This window comes from Hahella sp. KA22 (assembly GCF_004135205.1).
Taxonomy (GTDB): Bacteria; Pseudomonadota; Gammaproteobacteria; order Pseudomonadales; family Oleiphilaceae; genus Hahella.
In genome coordinates, this window is the sequence record NZ_CP035490.1 from 1,567,501 (window position 1) to 1,583,915 (window position 16,415).

The 16,415-nt window shown below is 50.0% G+C and carries 16 protein-coding genes, 2 rRNA genes and 1 pseudogene (1 of these 19 running past the window's edge); 16 read left to right on the forward strand and 3 right to left on the reverse strand.

Going from position 1 to position 16,415, the window contains the following annotated elements:
• A 23S ribosomal RNA gene (locus EUZ85_RS06950) occupies nucleotides 1–1,065 on the forward strand; it begins 1,824 nt to the left of the window's first position.
• Nucleotides 1,066–1,181: 116 nt separating this feature from the next.
• Nucleotides 1,182–1,295: ribosomal RNA gene (gene rrf, locus EUZ85_RS06955) — 5S ribosomal RNA — on the forward strand.
• Nucleotides 1,296–1,425: 130 nt separating this feature from the next.
• Here the strand turns inward: rrf and EUZ85_RS06960 are convergent.
• Nucleotides 1,426–1,812, reverse strand: coding sequence for an OB-fold nucleic acid binding domain-containing protein (locus EUZ85_RS06960; protein ID WP_241566978.1), 387 nt, complete (start codon nucleotides 1,810–1,812; stop codon nucleotides 1,426–1,428).
• A 15-nt stretch (nucleotides 1,813–1,827) separates the two neighbouring features.
• On the opposite strand from EUZ85_RS06960, the pseudogene EUZ85_RS06965 reads away from it, so the two are divergent.
• Nucleotides 1,828–3,020 (forward strand): annotated as a pseudogene (locus EUZ85_RS06965) (IS256 family transposase).
• An 81-nt stretch (nucleotides 3,021–3,101) separates the two neighbouring features.
• Here the strand turns inward: EUZ85_RS06965 and EUZ85_RS06970 are convergent.
• Nucleotides 3,102–4,136, reverse strand: coding sequence for a PEP-CTERM sorting domain-containing protein (locus tag EUZ85_RS06970; protein WP_127968612.1), 1,035 nt, complete (start codon nucleotides 4,134–4,136; stop codon nucleotides 3,102–3,104).
• A 550-nt stretch (nucleotides 4,137–4,686) separates the two neighbouring features.
• Here EUZ85_RS06970 and EUZ85_RS06975 point away from each other — a divergent pair.
• From EUZ85_RS06975 to EUZ85_RS07035, 13 genes are all read left to right on the forward strand, one after another.
• Entirely contained in the window at nucleotides 4,687–6,231 is a 1,545-nt protein-coding gene (locus tag EUZ85_RS06975) for a 2-isopropylmalate synthase (RefSeq protein WP_206618010.1), read from the forward strand.
• Between the two features lie 22 nt (nucleotides 6,232–6,253).
• Nucleotides 6,254–7,030, forward strand: a complete 777-nt coding sequence (locus EUZ85_RS06980; RefSeq protein ID WP_127968614.1) for a hypothetical protein — start codon at nucleotides 6,254–6,256, stop codon at nucleotides 7,028–7,030.
• Nucleotides 7,023–7,493 (forward strand): ribosomal protein S18-alanine N-acetyltransferase, encoded by a 471-nt coding sequence (gene rimI / locus EUZ85_RS06985; RefSeq protein WP_127968615.1) that lies wholly within the window; start codon nucleotides 7,023–7,025, stop codon nucleotides 7,491–7,493. Before EUZ85_RS06980 ends, rimI begins: the two co-directional genes overlap by 8 nt.
• Before the next feature lie 3 nt (nucleotides 7,494–7,496).
• Nucleotides 7,497–8,156, forward strand: coding sequence for an energy-coupling factor ABC transporter permease (locus tag EUZ85_RS06990; protein ID WP_127968616.1), 660 nt, complete (start codon nucleotides 7,497–7,499; stop codon nucleotides 8,154–8,156).
• A 66-nt stretch (nucleotides 8,157–8,222) separates the two neighbouring features.
• Complete coding sequence (gene prfC / locus EUZ85_RS06995) at nucleotides 8,223–9,800, forward strand: peptide chain release factor 3 (RefSeq protein WP_127968617.1); 1,578 nt, start codon at nucleotides 8,223–8,225, stop codon at nucleotides 9,798–9,800.
• 11 nt (nucleotides 9,801–9,811) lie between these two features.
• Nucleotides 9,812–10,594, forward strand: a complete 783-nt coding sequence (locus EUZ85_RS07000; RefSeq protein WP_127974427.1) for a TatD family hydrolase — start codon at nucleotides 9,812–9,814, stop codon at nucleotides 10,592–10,594.
• Between the two features lie 230 nt (nucleotides 10,595–10,824).
• Entirely contained in the window at nucleotides 10,825–11,253 is a 429-nt protein-coding gene (rplM, locus tag EUZ85_RS07005; RefSeq protein ID WP_011399611.1) for a 50S ribosomal protein L13, read from the forward strand.
• 11 nt (nucleotides 11,254–11,264) lie between these two features.
• Nucleotides 11,265–11,657, forward strand: a complete 393-nt coding sequence (gene rpsI / locus EUZ85_RS07010) for a 30S ribosomal protein S9 (RefSeq protein ID WP_127968618.1) — start codon at nucleotides 11,265–11,267, stop codon at nucleotides 11,655–11,657.
• A gap of 248 nt (nucleotides 11,658–11,905) precedes the next feature.
• Nucleotides 11,906–12,487 carry a ubiquinol-cytochrome c reductase iron-sulfur subunit gene (gene petA / locus EUZ85_RS07015; RefSeq protein ID WP_127968619.1) on the forward strand — a complete coding sequence of 194 codons (582 nt, stop codon included), beginning with the start codon at nucleotides 11,906–11,908 and terminating at the stop codon, nucleotides 12,485–12,487.
• Nucleotides 12,487–13,719 carry a cytochrome bc complex cytochrome b subunit gene (locus EUZ85_RS07020; protein WP_127968620.1) on the forward strand — a complete coding sequence of 411 codons (1,233 nt, stop codon included), beginning with the start codon at nucleotides 12,487–12,489 and terminating at the stop codon, nucleotides 13,717–13,719. The genes petA and EUZ85_RS07020 overlap by 1 nt, the downstream gene beginning before the upstream one ends.
• On the forward strand, nucleotides 13,719–14,477 hold the full coding sequence (locus EUZ85_RS07025) for a cytochrome c1 (protein WP_127968621.1): 759 nt from the start codon (nucleotides 13,719–13,721) through the stop codon (nucleotides 14,475–14,477). Before EUZ85_RS07020 ends, EUZ85_RS07025 begins: the two co-directional genes overlap by 1 nt.
• A gap of 110 nt (nucleotides 14,478–14,587) precedes the next feature.
• Complete coding sequence (locus EUZ85_RS07030; RefSeq protein WP_127968622.1) at nucleotides 14,588–15,220, forward strand: glutathione S-transferase N-terminal domain-containing protein; 633 nt, start codon at nucleotides 14,588–14,590, stop codon at nucleotides 15,218–15,220.
• 61 nt (nucleotides 15,221–15,281) lie between these two features.
• On the forward strand, nucleotides 15,282–15,704 hold the full coding sequence (locus tag EUZ85_RS07035) for a ClpXP protease specificity-enhancing factor (RefSeq protein ID WP_127968623.1): 423 nt from the start codon (nucleotides 15,282–15,284) through the stop codon (nucleotides 15,702–15,704).
• 70 nt (nucleotides 15,705–15,774) lie between these two features.
• Here the strand turns inward: EUZ85_RS07035 and EUZ85_RS07040 are convergent, their stop codons facing one another.
• Nucleotides 15,775–16,368, reverse strand: a complete 594-nt coding sequence (locus EUZ85_RS07040; protein WP_127968624.1) for a phosphoheptose isomerase — start codon at nucleotides 16,366–16,368, stop codon at nucleotides 15,775–15,777.
• Nucleotides 16,369–16,415: the final 47 nt, after the last annotated feature.

Here is a 16,415-nt window from a genome sequence, read left to right on the forward strand (position 1 = left end):
GTGCCGGAAGGTTAATTGATGGGGTTAGCGTAAGCGAAGCTCTTGATCGAAGCCCCGGTAAACGGCGGCCGTAACTATAACGGTCCTAAGGTAGCGAAATTCCTTGTCGGGTAAGTTCCGACCTGCACGAATGGCGTAACGATGGGGGCGCTGTCTCCACCCGAGACTCAGTGAAATTGAAATCGCTGTGAAGATGCAGTGTATCCGCGGCTAGACGGAAAGACACCGTGAACCTTTACTATAGCTTCACAGTGGACTTTGAACCTGCTTGTGTAGGATAGGTGGGAGGCTTTGAAGCGAGGACGCCAGTTCTCGTGGAGCCATCCTTGAAATACCACCCTGGCATGTTTGAGGTTCTAACTCTGACTGGTAATCCCGGTCGAGGACACTGTGTGGTGGGTAGTTTGACTGGGGCGGTCTCCTCCAAAAGAGTAACGGAGGAGCACGAAGGTGCGCTAAGTACGGTCGGACATCGTACGGTTAGTGTAAAGGCAAAAGCGCGCTTAACTGCGAGACAAACACGTCGAGCAGGTACGAAAGTAGGTCTTAGTGATCCGGTGGTTCTGTATGGAAGGGCCATCGCTCAACGGATAAAAGGTACTCCGGGGATAACAGGCTGATACCGCCCAAGAGTTCACATCGACGGCGGTGTTTGGCACCTCGATGTCGGCTCATCACATCCTGGGGCTGAAGCCGGTCCCAAGGGTATGGCTGTTCGCCATTTAAAGTGGTACGCGAGCTGGGTTTAGAACGTCGTGAGACAGTTCGGTCCCTATCTGCCGTGGACGTTGGAGATTTGAGGAGAGTTGCTCCTAGTACGAGAGGACCGGAGTGAACGAACCGCTGGTGTTCGGGTTGTGATGCCAATCGCATTGCCCGGTAGCTATGTTCGGACGGGATAACCGCTGAAAGCATCTAAGCGGGAAGCCCCCTTCAAGATAAGATCTCCCTGAGGACTTGATCCTCCTAAAGGGCCCTTGTAGACCACGAGGTTGATAGGCTGGGTGTGTAAGCGCTGCGAGGCGTTGAGCTAACCAGTACTAATTGCCCGAGAGGCTTGACCATATAACACCGAAGTAATTTACCGGTATTGATTGAGTATAACTGCTTATCCAAGTTAAAGGTCTTCTGACCAAGCGCCAACTAGACAAGCTAGACTAAGACAAAGCTTAACGGTTTTGCCTGATGATCATAGCGGACTGGAACCACCTGATCCCATTCCGAACTCAGAAGTGAAACAGTCCAGCGCCGATGGTAGTGTGGATTACCCATGCAAGAGTAGGTCGTCGTCAGGCTCTTAATACGAAGAACCCGTCCTCGTGACGGGTTTTTTTATGCCTGAAATTTATCGCAGGGCAGGACATGCAAACGGCATCCCGCGCGGCCCTGCGCCACGACTCTTCCCTCCCGCAACCCCCCCCCAGCTCAGTGAAAGTCCCGCGAGGGCGACTCCAGGCCTTCCAGATGTGACGTCAGGTCTATCAACCGGTGGGCGATGACGTGCGCGATCCTCCCTTCGTCATCCTTGTCGATCTCCCCGTACACCATCAGCAGCCGCGCCTTGACGAGAGCGTCCATCTGCGCCATCGCAGTTCTTTTCCAGACAATGATATTGATTGAGCCCGTCTCATCTTCCAGGGTGAGAAAAGTGACCCCGGTCGAGGTTTTTGGGCGCTGTCTGTTGATGACGACGCCTGCGACATAGGTCTTGAGGCCAACTTGTTGAGTTATAACTGAATCTGGTGTTCGGGAGGTTTGAAAAGAAGCGGCGTATCTGGTTGATTTGTTGTCGCCAAACAAGTCAATCAACACATAAGACACACCGCTATGAACAAGAATACCGTTGTCGAGTTTTCCCGTCGAGATGAAACGAGCGATCCGTTGTCAGAGCTGTTGCGCCAAGGTGCGCGCGAGCTAATTCAGCAAGCCGTTGAAGCGGAGCTGGCTGCTTTTCTGGAGACATACAAAGGGCGCCAGCTGGAAGGCGGTAGAGCCGCCGTAGTGCGTAACGGTCACCTGCCGGAGCGCGAGATCCAGACCGGTATTGGTCCGGTTACAGTAAGAGTGCTGAAGGTTCGCAGCAAGGATGGCGTCCCAGTCACTTTTCGGTCAGCCCTGGTTCCGCCGTATGTGCGCAAGACGCGGAGCCTGGAAGCGTCCTTGCCCTGGCTGTACCTGAAGCGAAGGGGCTCTCCGCTGGCGCGGTATCACAGTTGAAGCGTCAATGGGCCGGCGAGTATGAAGCCTGGCTTAAGCGACCGCTTGATAAGGATCGCTGGGTCTACGTCTGGGCGGATGGCGTCTACAGCGGGCTACGTTCGCAACAGAGCAAGCTCTGTGCGCTGGTGATCATAGGCGTCAATGAGCGAGGACAAAAGCACTTTCTGGCCATAGAAGATGGTGAGCGTGAGTCGACGCTGAGCTGGAAGGCGGTGCTGGAGAACCTCAAGGGGCGAGGCATGAATGCCCCCGAGTTGGCGGTTGGCGATGGCGCCATGGGGTTCTGGGCGGCGTTGGAGGATGTGTACCCATCGACACGGCAGCAGCGCTGCTGGGTGCATAAAATGGCGAATATCTTGAACCGGCTGCCGAAAGCCAGTCAGCCCAAAGCGAAGCAGGCGCTCCATAATATCTGGCAGGCAGAAACCCGTGAGAGCGCGGAGAAAGCGTTCGACACCTTCATCAGGACGTATGAAGCCAGATACCCGAAGGTGGCTGAGTGCCTGCTGAAGGATCATGAGGAGCTGATGACCTTCTTCAGTTATCCGGCTCATCACTGGCAGAGCATTCGGACGACGAATCCGATTGAGTCTACGTTCGGCACGATACGTCACAGGACCCGGCGCTCAAAGGGTTGCCTGTCGAAAACAGGCATGCTGCATATGATATTCAAGCTGGGCATGTGCGCAGAAAAGAAATGGAGAAAACTGCGGGGCTTTGACTATCTCGCCAAGGTTGTTACCGGAGTGAAATTCAAGGATGGAGAAGAGGTGAAACAGATGGATCAGAGCGCAGCTTGATCAAATGCCTGAACACCAGATTTGACGATAACTCCTAGAAGTGAAAGGGCGTTGTTCAACGCCCTTTCAAAGCAGGAAAGATTAGCTCTTTCTGCGGCGAGCCAGCAAGCCTGCCAGACCAAGTCCCATCAGCGCTAAGCTGGCGGGTTCTGGAACTGCAGAGGCGACTACAATATGGTCTTTCTCTGTGGCGACTCGGCCGCCGTCAACGGTGGCATAGATATCAAAGTCGTGAGTTCCTGGGGTTGTGCCAGTAAAAGTGACTTCAAACTCGTAAGTTGCGGCCGTATCGCGAGAGAATGAGCCTGTGTATACGCCTGGAGAAACGGAAACCATGCCTGCAGGGGCCTCAGAAATATCAAGCGCCACTTCGGAGTAAGTGGAGATGGCGTCGGAAATTGCAGCATTAATTGTGTCTACGAGTGAGGATGTGTCAATACCTGCGTGATAGGTACCGCCAGTTGCAGCTGTAATGCGGCTGGCCTGTCCAGTGCCGTCTAAGCAGTGCCCTACTATACAGCTGGAAGCTACATCGATTGCTTCAACTTGGATGCTGGCGGCTTGTAGGGCAGCTGTAGCGCTAGCCTCGGTTGAGCCCAGTGATGGATCGTGGCCTGTTGCGTCGCCGAACCATAGAAGGATGCGCTCGGCATCTGGGCGCCATGAAATAGTGTTTGCCACTTGTTCGAGAGCATAGATATTCGCCTCTGGACGATCACCGCCCCCACCATGTTCCCAGCTATTAATGGCTGCTTGCGTCGCAGAAGTGTCAGCGGTCATATCAGTAAGTGTGCGATAGGTGAATGCGTCGCTGATATCTCGGTAGCCGCCAACTCCGAAGTTGATATCCCCAAAGCCAGCTGCAGTGCTTAATATTGAGCTTGCCGCTGCTTTTACGGCTGCTATTTCTCCACCCATGCTTCCGGTTTCATCCATGAGGAAGAATACGTCTACTTTAGATGTAGTGGCTTCTGCGTCAATGGTTACGGTCTTGGTAATAGTTACGCTTTCGCCTACACCTAATGTTGTGGAGTAGGATGAGGGGGAAATAGAGTCCGCCATTGCCGAAAGTGGCAATAGTGCCGTTAGCGCAAAAGAGCACGCCAATCGTTTCATTGTTATCTCCTGATGTCGATTGTAGTTAGTAAGCTTGTTAATAAATGAAGTGTTTGGAATTGACTCGATGTCCCATTAAGCACAAACCTGGCCATATTTGTTGAAATGTTAATTAAGATAATGACTTACTGTTTGACTTCTGGATATTTGGTTGTCAGGCAGATGTAAATCCATTGGACATGAAAAATGGAAGCATTCTCGGTGAATTTGTGACGGGTTATTCTTAAAGGCTTATTCCCATCTGGCAGAGGGCGGAGGCTGGACTAGGTCATAATGTTCGGATTTGAGTTTATAAAGCAGACTTTTCAAGATACTCTGCATTTTTAAGTGTTTTTTATTCCTATTTATTATAAGAGTGGAGTAATAGGAAACGCTGACAAAGTGTAAAGTCTTTGAACGGTATAGTGTTTTTTACCAGTAGCGCCTACAGGCATAGACAGGGGGCTTATATTGGGACTCTCATGACATACTAGTAGTCGTGTTTATGTCAGAGCGTATAATACTTTTCTGATAGTGGCGGACGCCTTTTAAATGAAGTGGGAGAGTCGTGATGAGCTGCGGGCATTTGGTGATATTTGATACAACCTTACGTGATGGAGAGCAAAGTCCTGGGGCCTCCATGACAAAGAATGAGAAGCTGCGTATCGCCAAGGCACTGGAAAAGATGAAGGTGGATGTTATAGAGGCAGGCTTCGCTATCGCCAGTCCTGGGGACTTTGAGGCGATTAAAGCGATAGCTGAGTCTGTCAATGAGTCCACCGTATGTAGTTTGGCGAGAGCGTTGGATAAGGATATAGATCGCGCAGCTGAGGCTTTGAAGCCCGCCAAATTGGCTCGTATTCATACATTCATCGCCACCTCCCCAATCCACATGAAGTACAAATTGCAGATGCAGCCTGACCAGGTTGTGGAGCAGGCGGTCAGAGCAGTTAAACGCGCTAGGATGTACACAGATGATGTTGAATTCTCTTGCGAGGATGCAGGGCGCTCAGAAATAGATTTTCTCTGTAGAATCATAGAAGCGGCGATAGCCGCTGGTGCAAGGACAATTAATATCCCTGATACAGTAGGCTATGCGATTCCGCAGCAGTTTGGTGAAACGATTCAAACTCTATTGGAAAGGGTGCCTAATGCTGATAAAGCAATATTTTCTGTGCATTGTCACAATGACTTGGGGCTGGCCGTAGCGAATTCCCTGGCGGCGGTGATGAATGGCGCTCGTCAGGTAGAGTGTACTATCAACGGCCTGGGAGAGAGGGCCGGAAACGCGGCGCTTGAAGAGATCGTTATGGCGGTGAGAACCCGGAAAGACCTATTTGCCGTTGAAACTCGTTTGGATACGCAATTTATCGTGCCAACTTCTCGGTTGGTATCAACAATTACGGGGTTTCCTGTGCAACCGAATAAGGCGATAGTCGGCGCCAATGCGTTCGCGCATGAGTCTGGCATCCATCAGGATGGCGTGCTCAAGCATAGGGAAACTTATGAGATCATGCAGGCGCAGGATGTAGGTTGGCGCACCAACAGTCTGGTGTTGGGCAAGCACTCTGGTCGTAACGCTTTTCGCACCAGGCTACACGAGCTTGGCTATGAATTTGATTCAGAAACTGCGCTTAACGAAGCTTTTGCCCGCTTCAAAGACTTGGCTGATAAGAAGCACGAAATCTTCGATGAAGATCTGCAGGCTTTGGTTAGTGCTGTAGAGCTATCAGAAGATGACGAAATTTATAAATTGGTCTGTATGTCTGTTTGCAGTGAAACCGGCGTTACGCCTATTTCGAAAGTCACCTTGATGATAAGTGGTGATGAGCGAACAGCATCTGCGGAAGGGGGCGGGCCTGTTGATGCAACTTATCGGGCGATAGAAGAAATAGCCTCTTCTGGAGCGAACTTGCAGCTATATTCGGTTAATAACATAACCAGCGGGACTGACTCACAAGGAGAGGTGACTGTTCGTTTGGAGCGTGGAGGCAGGATTGTAAATGGCGTTGGCGCGGATACTGATATTGTTATTGCCTCAGCAAAGGCTTATATCAACGCCTTGAATCTAATTTCTTCAGATAAGAGGAAACAACATCCGCAGAGTGAAGTGTGATTTTTTTTCTGCGCATAAAATTATGAACTTTTTGTACGAGAACGACAGACAGACATATTTGAGCGAAATGGGAATTGCGGTGTGGTACGCACGCCGCCCGTTGTCGAATGCTGCGCCTTCCACGCTGTTTGAGTTCGATGAGACACCTGAAGAGCTGGATAACCAGGATGTAGAACGGTGCGCGAATAAGGTCAGCCCGCCAAAAACACCATCATTAAAAAGCGCTCAGCAAGCAGCGGCTCTTCGCCAAACGATGTCTGCTATCGCTCAGCCTGAGCAAGTTAAACAGAAGAAGATCCTGGAACCGGATAAGAAAGACGCTTCCCCTACACCTGTATTGGTAAAATCATCCCCTGCTACTATCGATCGGCTGCGCGCGATGAGTATAAAGGCTGGCGATATTTGTATGGTGGCGCTGTCTAAGGGCGAAGTAGATATAACGCCTGAGTCGCCCAGTGGCCAGCTGCTTGCCAATATTGCGTTGGCGGTTAGCCTGGGAGAGGAATGGAAGGATGCATATAGTCTTTTTGCCTGGCCGCCATTCGAGCGTAAAGGGTTGCCGATGCAAGACGACGCGATGCTGACTAGAATTCTGGCGCGTTGGTCGCCCCTTGATGGGTTGAAGCATTGTATTCTATTTTGTGATGGAGGCATCGCAGCGACTTTGGGAGGTTTAGATCCTGTGTGGAAGGGCGACAGGCTCCTACAATTGCCGTCTCTAGACGAGATGCTTCAGAACCCCTCTATCAAAAAACTTGTATGGCGCAAGCTTCGTCAATATCTCTACTCCAATGACTGATTTCAAACCCGATCTCGCTTTTAGGTTAATGACCGAAGCAGACTTATCCCTTGTCTTACATAATGAACGAGGGGCTTATTCCCACCCTTGGACGGAAGGCGTTTTTAAAGAGTGTCTTGCGGGAGCTTCCGAATGTTGGGTCGCCTTATATAACAATGAGGTAGTCGGGCATGCGGTGACCTCCATGGTTATAGATGAGGCGCATTTGCTTAATCTATGTGTAGCGCGCGCGTTACAAGGGAACGGCGTGGGGTTGTCCTTCATGACGTTTTTGCTGGAGCGTTTTCGTGCGCAAAATATGGTGGAGCTATTTTTAGAGGTTCGCGCCAGCAATGCCGCTGCGGTGCAGTTGTACAGAAAGTTGGGATTTAATGAAATTGGTTATCGAAAGGCCTATTACCCTGCCTCTGATGGTCGCGAAGACGCTATCGTGATGTCGATGAAGTTGGGGGGCGAAGATTAGGGCGTGGAGTATATTAGCGCGGATTCACTGCCTTTTGCTGTAGAGCTGGGATTGTGGGGAGCGATGCTTGTCTGTATTGCTCTGCTGTGGGTTGGGCGTTGTCATGTTTTGCTGCGGCGAGATAACAGGCTGCAGCACATTTTCTGGGGATGTGCGTTGGCCGTAGGGCTGTCCTGGCGCCTCAGAATTGATGTCGATTTTGGCGTTTCTCTTCATTTTCTCCTTCTAAGTGCACTGACCCTGATCCTGGATTGGGAGTTGGCGATGTTTGCTGGCTTTGTCGGGCTATTGCTTCTTGCGCTTCAGGGCGCAACGCCTTGGCTATTGCTCCCTTTGAATTTTCTAGGGGCAGTGCTCATTCCTGTTATGGTGACCAAATGGGTAGTGGATAGGGAAAGGAAGTCTGGTGGAAGATTGTTTTTTGCTTACCCTTTAGTGAACGGCTTCTTGGGCGGAGGGCTGTCGATAGTCGCCAGTATTCTGTTTGGAATGACTATCTGCTGGCTAGTAGGTGGGGAGTGGAGTCAGGATCACTCTTTAATGTTTGCTTACCTCCCATTGATAGCCTTGCCTGAAGGCGTGATTAATGGAATGTTGGCGACAGGTATGATGGTATATTTCCCGGACGTGCTTAGAACCTTTGATTCCAGTCGCTACCAATAGCTTTTGACACTCTGTTTGCGGCGCTATAATGTTCGCCCTCAATTCGCCAGATGTTCAAGGTTTGTCATGGAACTTCGTGAAGAAATCAAACGCCGCCGTACATTCGCTATTATTTCTCACCCTGATGCGGGTAAAACCACCATTACTGAGAAAGTACTCTTACATGGTGGGGCGCTGCAGAAAGCCGGTACAGTAAAAGGTAAGAAATCCGGCCAATTTGCGAAGTCCGACTGGATGGAAATGGAAAAAGAGCGGGGGATCTCCGTAACCACTTCCGTTATGCAGTTCCCTTATGACGATTCTCTGGTAAACCTGCTTGATACTCCGGGCCACGAAGACTTCTCTGAAGATACCTATCGTACTTTGACTGCGGTTGACTCGTGTTTAATGGTCATAGACAGCGCAAAGGGCGTTGAGGAGCGCACCATCAAACTTATGGAAGTTACGCGGTTGCGCGATACGCCAATCATTACTTTCATGAATAAACTCGACCGCGATATTCGAGATCCAATGGAGTTGCTGGATGAGGTCGAGGGCGTACTGAAAATTAAGTGCGCGCCCATTTCTTGGCCCATTGGCATGGGCAAGGGATTCAAAGGTGTCTATCACCTTCTTCGGGATGAGGTCATTTTATACCAGACTGGTAAGGGGCATACTCTCCAGGATGGACGCACGATTAAGGGCCTGGATAACCCTGAACTGGATCAGGTGCTTGGCTCGGATGCAGGGAATTTGCGTGGTGAAATTGAATTACTGCAAGGCGCTTCTCATGAGTTTGATCATCAGGCCTTTTGGGCGGGTGAGTTGACGCCAGTATTTTTTGGCACTGCGCTAGGTAACTTTGGCGTTGATCATATGCTGGATGGCTTGGTGGCGTGGGCTCCATCTCCCCAGCCCAGAGAGACTGACAAGCGTGTTGTTGAAGCGGAAGACGAAAAGTTCTCTGGCTTTGTATTTAAAATACAGGCGAATATGGACCCGCTTCATCGTGACCGTATTGCTTTCTTGAGGGTCTGTTCAGGTCGCTACGAACAGGGCATGAAAATAAAGCATGTGCGTCTGGGTAAAGACGTTCGTATTGCTGATGCGCTGACATTCATGGCGGGAGATCGAACTCGGGCGGAAGAGGCATTCGCAGGCGACATTATTGGTTTGCACAATCACGGTACTATCCAGATTGGCGATACGTTTAGCGAAGGGGAGGAGTTTAAGTTTAGCGGTATTCCTAACTTCGCCCCTGAACTGTTTCGCCGTATTCGTCTGAAGGACCCGTTGAAGTCCAAACAATTGCAAAAAGGTCTGATTCAGTTGTCTGAAGAAGGTGCTGTGCAGGTATTCAGGCCACTCAATAACAATGACTTGATTGTTGGGGCGGTGGGAATGTTGCAGTTTGATGTGGTAGTTCATCGTCTCAAATCTGAGTACAAAGTGGACGCGGTGTATGAGCCAGTCAACGTTGCCACTGCACGCTGGGTTGAAGCGAAAGATGCGAAAAAGCTGGATGAGTTTAAACGGAAAGTGTCCGAAAATTTGTCTCTGGATGGGGGCGACAGCCTGACCTATCTGGCTCCGACGAATGTCAACTTGCAGCTGGCGATGGAGCGTTATCCGGATGTTCAATTCAGGAAGACAAGGGAACATTAAGGACATTGGCGATGGCGGTTTACATTGACAGCCATTGCCACTTTGACTTTCCCGGCTTCGATAACGACAGAGAAGAAGTCCTGCGCCATGCTCAGGAGTTGGGGATAAAGCGAATTATTACACCCTCTGTAGGCGTCCAAAATTGGGCGCGTATATCTCAGATGGCTGCGCGTTATGATGGGGTCAATTTCGCGCTGGGTATTCATCCTCTCTACCTGTACGAGCACTCCGTGTTTCATCTGGATGACCTAGCTGAGAGGTTGTGTAGTCAGCGTGAGGATATTTCAGCGGTCGGGGAGTGCGGGCTTGACGCAACGGTAGACATTGCCTTTGACGTGCAGCGCTTTTTTTTGCGCGAACAGCTCAGGATGGCGAAAGCGAGTGATCTTTCCGTAATTCTTCACTCAAGAAAGACCCATAGCCAGCTTGCCAGGCTGGTCAAGGAATCTGGCGTTAAGAGGGGGGTGGTGCACGCCTTTTCGGGAAGTTACGAAGAGGGAATGCAGTTTGTGAAACTGGGGCTCAAATTAGGGGTTGGCGGCGTTATCACCTATGAGCGAGCGCAGAAAACCAGAAAAGCGATCTCCAGGCTTCCATTGGAGTCTTTGCTGTTGGAGACTGACGCCCCGGATATGCCTTTATGTGGTCGGCAAGGGCGGCGTAATTCTCCTGAGTTTATTCCCCAAATATTTGATGCGCTGTGCGCCTTGAGAGAAGAGCCCCCAGAACAGATATCCGATGCTGTTCTGCAAAACACAATCGAGACGTTCGGTCTACCAAATCTTGATATGTGACCTTGGCATTGCGTTGCCGCGTAATTAATTGGATTTAGAGTAGCAATTGAGCAGGAAGTGCAATATAATCCTGCGCCCGGATTTGCAATATAGTTAGGAACTTTGGCGAAGCCCCGAAGCCGAAGTTCCGAAAAGTCAGAACGTCGTTGCAACTTTCCCTGAAGGAAAGGAGTTGCGTGCGTTTTATTTGGATTAATCAGCCGAGAATTTAAGAGTAAGGCGGGATTTAAATGAAAACGATCAGCGCTAAGCCAGAAACCGTAAAGCGTGACTGGTATGTTATAGACGCGACCGACAAGACGCTTGGACGTCTTTCTACTGAAATCGCCCGTCGCTTGAGGGGCAAGCACAAAGCGGAATATACCCCTCATGTTGACACTGGGGATTACATCGTTGTAGTAAACGCAGAAAAAGTGCGTGTGACTGGCAACAAAGCACAAGACAAAATGTACTATCGCCACACAGGCTATCCTGGCGGCTTGAAAGAAATGTCTTTCGATAAGCTGATTCAACATGCTCCAGAGCGTGTTATCGAAACAGCTGTTAAAGGCATGATGCCGCGCAATCCTTTAGGTCGTGCGATGCTGAAAAAGCTCAAGGTATACGCTTCGGCTGAACACCCGCATACCGCTCAGCAACCGATTGAACTGAAAATTTAAGGAAGGTGGATATGTCTGTTACTCAATACTACGGTACCGGTCGTCGTAAAACTTCGACTGCTCGCGTCTTCCTGAGACCCGGTAGCGGAAAAATCACTGTGAACCAGACTGATTTGGATTCGTACTTTGGTCGCGAAACTGCTCGCATGGTTGTGCGTCAGCCTTTAGAGCTGTTAGAGGCTATTGGCAACTTTGACGTTTTTGTTACCGTTAAAGGCGGCGGTCCTTCTGGTCAGGCAGGCGCAATTCGTCACGGTATTACTCGTGCGCTGATTCAGTATGATGAAGCGAATCGCTCTCCGCTGCGTAAAGCCGGTTACGTTACTCGCGATGCTCGTGAAGTTGAGCGTAAGAAAGTCGGTCTGCGTAAAGCGCGTAAGCGTCCGCAATTCTCCAAGCGTTAATCGATACGCTAAAAATAAAAAGCCCGGTAGTCCGGGCTTTTTTGTTTCCGCTGAGCATAAGCGAAAACCGTCCGACGGATATTTAACTTGGATCAATATTGTTGAGACAACGCCACGTCGCACGCGCGTCGTCCTTGTATCGATAAGGCATTTTAATTAGTATGTCAGCCGGATTTTACGCCTGAAGAAATAAGAGCATAATGGCCTGATTTTGGCCTCAAATTGCTGCCTGATGGGAGAAACCTAGTATGACGAAAGACGACGTGAACAAGAGCCGCCGTCGTTTTCTGGTGGGAGCAACCTCGGTCGTAGGAGGTATCGGCGCCATCGGCGCGGCGGTGCCTTTTGTCGCTTCCTGGAACCCAAGCGCGAAAGCGAAAGCCGCTGGTGCGCCTGTTAAGGTTAATATCAGTAAACTTGAACCCGGTCAACAAATGACGGTTGAATGGCGGGGCAAGCCTGTCTGGGTGGTGCGCAGAACGCCAGAAATGTTGCAAGGGCTGGATTCGATTACGGACGATTTGCAGGACCCGCAATCTGAAAAGCCGCAACAACCCGCTTACGCTCAAAACGCTCACCGCTCCATCAAAGATGAATACGTCATACTCGTAGGAATCTGTACTCACTTGGGTTGCTCTCCGAAATTCATGCCGGAAGTTATTCCTGATGAAACCGTTGGTGGGTTTTATTGTCCTTGTCACGGCAGCAAGTTTGACTTCGCTGGAAGGGTCTTCAAAGGCGTACCTGCTCCCAAGAATCTTGAAGTGCCTCCCCACATGTATGTTGATGACGTGAACCTCATCGTAGGTGAAGACAAGGAGAACGCATAATGCAGAAGCTTATTCAGTGGATCGATGATCGTTTGCCTGTCGTCGATGCCTTCGAAAAGCACATGAGCAAGTACTATGCGCCTAAAAACTTTAACGTATGGTATTTCTTCGGCTCGTTGTCTTTAGTTGTTCTTGTTAATCAGCTACTTACAGGTATTTGGTTGACTATGAGCTACAACCCTACTGCTGAAGGGGCGTTCGCTTCAGTAGAGTACATTATGCGTGACGTGGAGTTTGGGTGGCTCATTCGATTGATGCACTCAACTGGCGCATCAGCATTCTTTGTCGTTGTCTACCTGCATATGTTCCGCGGGCTCATGTATGGCTCATATAAAAAGCCTCGTGAGTTAGTTTGGATCTTCGGTATGACAATTTATCTGTGTTTGATGGCTGAGGCTTTCCTTGGTTATTTGTTGCCTTGGGGGCAGATGTCGTACTGGGGGGCGCAGGTAATCGTTTCTCTGTTCGGCGCAATACCCTATGTGGGTGAAGATCTGGCTCAGTGGATCAGGGGTGACTACCTGATTTCAGGTATTACTCTTAACCGGTTCTTTGCTCTACACGTTATCGCTTTGCCAATCGTACTGCTTGGTCTGGTTGTTCTGCACATTCTTGCTCTTCATGAAGTCGGCTCTAACAATCCTGATGGCGTTGAGATCAAGAAGAACAAAGATGAGAATGGTATTCCGAAAGACGGTATTCCTTTCCATCCATACTACACGGTGCATGACATCGTGGCCTTGGTTGTCTTCCTCTTCGTATTCTGTGTGGTGGTGTTCTACTTCCCTGAAATGAATGGGTACTTCCTGGAAAAGCCGAACTTTGAACCGGCCAACCCTCTGAAGACGCCTGAGCACATTGCTCCTGTCTGGTATTTCACGCCTTTCTACGCCATGTTGCGGGCAATTACTTATCCTTTGTTTGGTGTTGATGCGAAATTCTGGGGTGTGGTTGTAATGGGCGCCGCGATTGCGATTCTCTTCGTGTTGCCGTGGCTGGATCGCAGCCCTGTTAAGTCTATCCGTTACAAAGGTGTGATGAGTAAGGTTGCATTGCTGGTATTTGCAGTGAGCTTTGTGATTCTGGGTGTTTGCGGCGCACTGCCCGCTAACGAGCAACCCAGCTGGATGGCTCCTCTGTTTACAGGCTTGTATTTCGCTTACTTCCTATTAATGCCTTGGTATACCAGAGCTGAAAAGACTAAACCTGTACCAGAGAGGGTGACTCACTAATGAAAAGCATACTGAAAGTTCTGCTTCTCTCGTGTGTGACGTCTCTTGCATACGCCTCCGGCGGTGGAGATGTCCACTTAGATCATGTGGATGTTGATATTCGTGATAAGCCTTCTATGCAAAGAGGGGCCGCGCTGTTTACCAACTACTGCATGGGCTGTCACTCTTTAAAATACTCTCGTTATGAGCGTGTAGCGGATGATATCGGCATTCCGCACAATCTTTACGAGCAGAATCTGATCTTTGGCGATGCGAAGATTGGACAGTTGATGGATATCGCTATGGCTCCTTCCATGGCGAAAGGCTGGTTTGGTGCCGCGCCCCCTGATCTGACGTTGGTCTCCAGATTGCGCGGACCAAATTGGTTGTATAGCTATCTACGTGGGTTCTATAAAGATGAGTCTCGTCCATGGGGGGTCAACAACGTTGTGTTTAAAGACGTTGGTATGCCTCATGTTCTGGTTGGTCTGCAGGGCTTGTGCGCTGAAAAGCCGGAACTGGGCAGCAAAGCGGGTATTGATCCTTTAAGTGGTGTTGTAGTTGGCGCGCCGGGTTGTAAGTCATTTGCTACAACGGGCAGCATGGAGCCCCAGGAGTATGATGCTGCGATACGCGACATGGTCAATTTCCTGGCCTATGTGGGTGAACCGTCGAGACTGGAAAGTGAAGACATCGCTCCGTTTGTATTGTTGTTCCTGGTGATTCTGTTCGTTCCTGCATACCTCCTCAACAGAGAATATTGGAAAGACGTTCACTAGTCTTTTCGTGTATAATGTTCGACCTTGGATAAAAGCTCCAGCATCGGTTGCCCCGATGCTGGAATTTTTCTTTCTGAATAATTTGAGTTACAAGCGACCGAGGTAATTCTATGGGAGTCGTGACCAAACGGTCATCAATGACATTTTTTTCTGATCCGCAGAGCCACTACAGTCATAGAGTCCGTATTGTTTTGGCTGAGAAAGGTGTGGCGGTGGATATCATCGATGTTGATCCTGATGATAAGCCTGCGGAGATTGCCGACCTAAATCCTTATAACACGCTGCCAACCTTGGTGGATCGTGAGCTGTCGCTGTACGAACCAAACATCATGATGGAGTATCTGGATGAGCGTTTCCCTCATCCGCCGCTTTTGCCGGTATATCCGGTTGCGCGGGCGCAGAGCCGTTTGTTGATGTACCGAATCCAAAAAGATTGGTGCAGTCTGGCGGATGTCGTTCTGAAAGGTAAATCAGATACTGCCGAGGTTGAAGGGGCGCGCAAACAGCTTCGTGAAAGTTTGATAGCCGCCGCCCCGATCTTTTCTGAGAAGCCGTATTTCATGAGCGAAGAGTTTACAATTGTAGACTGCTGCGTCGCCCCACTATTGTGGCGTCTAAAGCTCATGAAGATTGAGCTTCCTGAAAAGCCGGCTAAACCGCTGATCAAGTATATGGACCGCCTGTTCTCCCGTGAGTCCTTCAAAGCTAGCCTGTCCGATATCGAACAGGAAATGTTTAGCTGATACTTCTAACTGAAGGGGTCTATGCAAGACCCCTAAAGCTCAAATTGAATTGGCAATACCAATGACTCCCAGTCGTCCCTATTTGTTGCGAGCTCTGAACGAGTGGATTCTTGATAATCATCTAACGCCTTATGTGGTTGTGGATGCGTCGCTTCAGGGCGTAGATGTGCCACGTGACTTTGTGAGCAACGGCCAAATTGTGCTTAACATCAGTCCACAAGCCGTGCGCGGTTTGAACATAGGTAATGATTATCTTGAGTTTAGCGCTCGTTTTGGCGGCGTGCCGCGTCAAGTGTCCGTTCCGATAATGGCGGTATTGGCGATATACGCGAAGGAAAACGGTCAGGGCATGGTCTTCGGTTCTGAGCCGGGCGGAGCGCCTGAGCCGCCTAGCAATAAAGGTAAGCCGGGATCTTCTCCAACGCCTCCACCGAAAGGCGGAGGGCGAGATGGCTCAAAACCGAGCTTGAAGATAGTTAAGTAAGCGATTAAAGCTTTAGAGTCTGAAGAGCCGGAAGTATGGTGAAAGCTATGCTTCCGGCTTTTTTGTTGAGTTAGTCGATTGGGCCAAAAATTTCGCGGTCGATGTAGTCGCAAAGAGTATGAATGGTTAGCAGGTGTACTTCCTGGATACGTGCGGTGGATGTCATTGGAACTCGGATTTCAACATCTTCAGCCTGGAGTAAGGAAGCCATGTTTCCGCCATCTTTTCCCGTCAAAGCAGCCACTCTCATCCCTCTGTCATGGGCTGCCTGTATCGCTTGAATCACGTTCGCAGAATTGCCACTTGTGGAAATAGCCAAAAGCACGTCCCCCTCAGAGCCTAGGGCGCGGATCTGCTTGGAGAATACTTCATTGTAGCTGTAGTCGTTAGCGATGGATGTCAGCGTCGAGGTGTCAGTCGTCAGAGCAACTGCAGGTAGGCTGGGGCGCTCACGCTCAAAGCGGTTTAGCAGTTCTGAGGAGAAGTGTTGCGCATCTCCAGCGGAGCCGCCATTGCCGCAGGAGAGAATTTTGTGATCGCTAAGAAGAGCGTGAACCATCAACTGGCCTGCCGCCTCAATCAGTGGGGGGAGTGATTGAGCGGAAACTTGCTTCGCTTTAATGCTTTCTTCGAAGAGGTGGATGATGCGTTCAATACTGTTCATATAAAAATCCGGAATTAACGGTGATGTGCGTTGGTGCGATAGGGTGT

Excerpts from the sequence above, each read along its gene's own strand:
- rimI (WP_127968615.1), top strand. The coding sequence starts at position 7,023 with ATGACTGATTTCAAACCCGATCTCGCTTTTAGGTTAATGACCGAAGCA.
- EUZ85_RS07040 (WP_127968624.1), bottom strand. The coding sequence starts at position 16,368 with ATGAACAGTATTGAACGCATCATCCACCTCTTCGAAGAAAGCATTAAA.
- petA (WP_127968619.1), top strand. The coding sequence starts at position 11,906 with ATGACGAAAGACGACGTGAACAAGAGCCGCCGTCGTTTTCTGGTGGGA.
- EUZ85_RS07020 (WP_127968620.1), top strand. The coding sequence starts at position 12,487 with ATGCAGAAGCTTATTCAGTGGATCGATGATCGTTTGCCTGTCGTCGAT.
- EUZ85_RS07025 (WP_127968621.1), top strand. The coding sequence starts at position 13,719 with ATGAAAAGCATACTGAAAGTTCTGCTTCTCTCGTGTGTGACGTCTCTT.
- EUZ85_RS07035 (WP_127968623.1), top strand. The coding sequence starts at position 15,282 with ATGACTCCCAGTCGTCCCTATTTGTTGCGAGCTCTGAACGAGTGGATT.
- EUZ85_RS07030 (WP_127968622.1), top strand. The coding sequence starts at position 14,588 with ATGGGAGTCGTGACCAAACGGTCATCAATGACATTTTTTTCTGATCCG.
- prfC (WP_127968617.1), top strand. The coding sequence starts at position 8,223 with ATGGAACTTCGTGAAGAAATCAAACGCCGCCGTACATTCGCTATTATT.
- EUZ85_RS06970 (WP_127968612.1), bottom strand. The coding sequence starts at position 4,136 with ATGAAACGATTGGCGTGCTCTTTTGCGCTAACGGCACTATTGCCACTT.
- EUZ85_RS06980 (WP_127968614.1), top strand. The coding sequence starts at position 6,254 with ATGAACTTTTTGTACGAGAACGACAGACAGACATATTTGAGCGAAATG.
- EUZ85_RS06975 (WP_206618010.1), top strand. The coding sequence starts at position 4,687 with ATGAGCTGCGGGCATTTGGTGATATTTGATACAACCTTACGTGATGGA.
- EUZ85_RS07000 (WP_127974427.1), top strand. The coding sequence starts at position 9,812 with ATGGCGGTTTACATTGACAGCCATTGCCACTTTGACTTTCCCGGCTTC.
- rpsI (WP_127968618.1), top strand. The coding sequence starts at position 11,265 with ATGTCTGTTACTCAATACTACGGTACCGGTCGTCGTAAAACTTCGACT.
- rplM (WP_011399611.1), top strand. The coding sequence starts at position 10,825 with ATGAAAACGATCAGCGCTAAGCCAGAAACCGTAAAGCGTGACTGGTAT.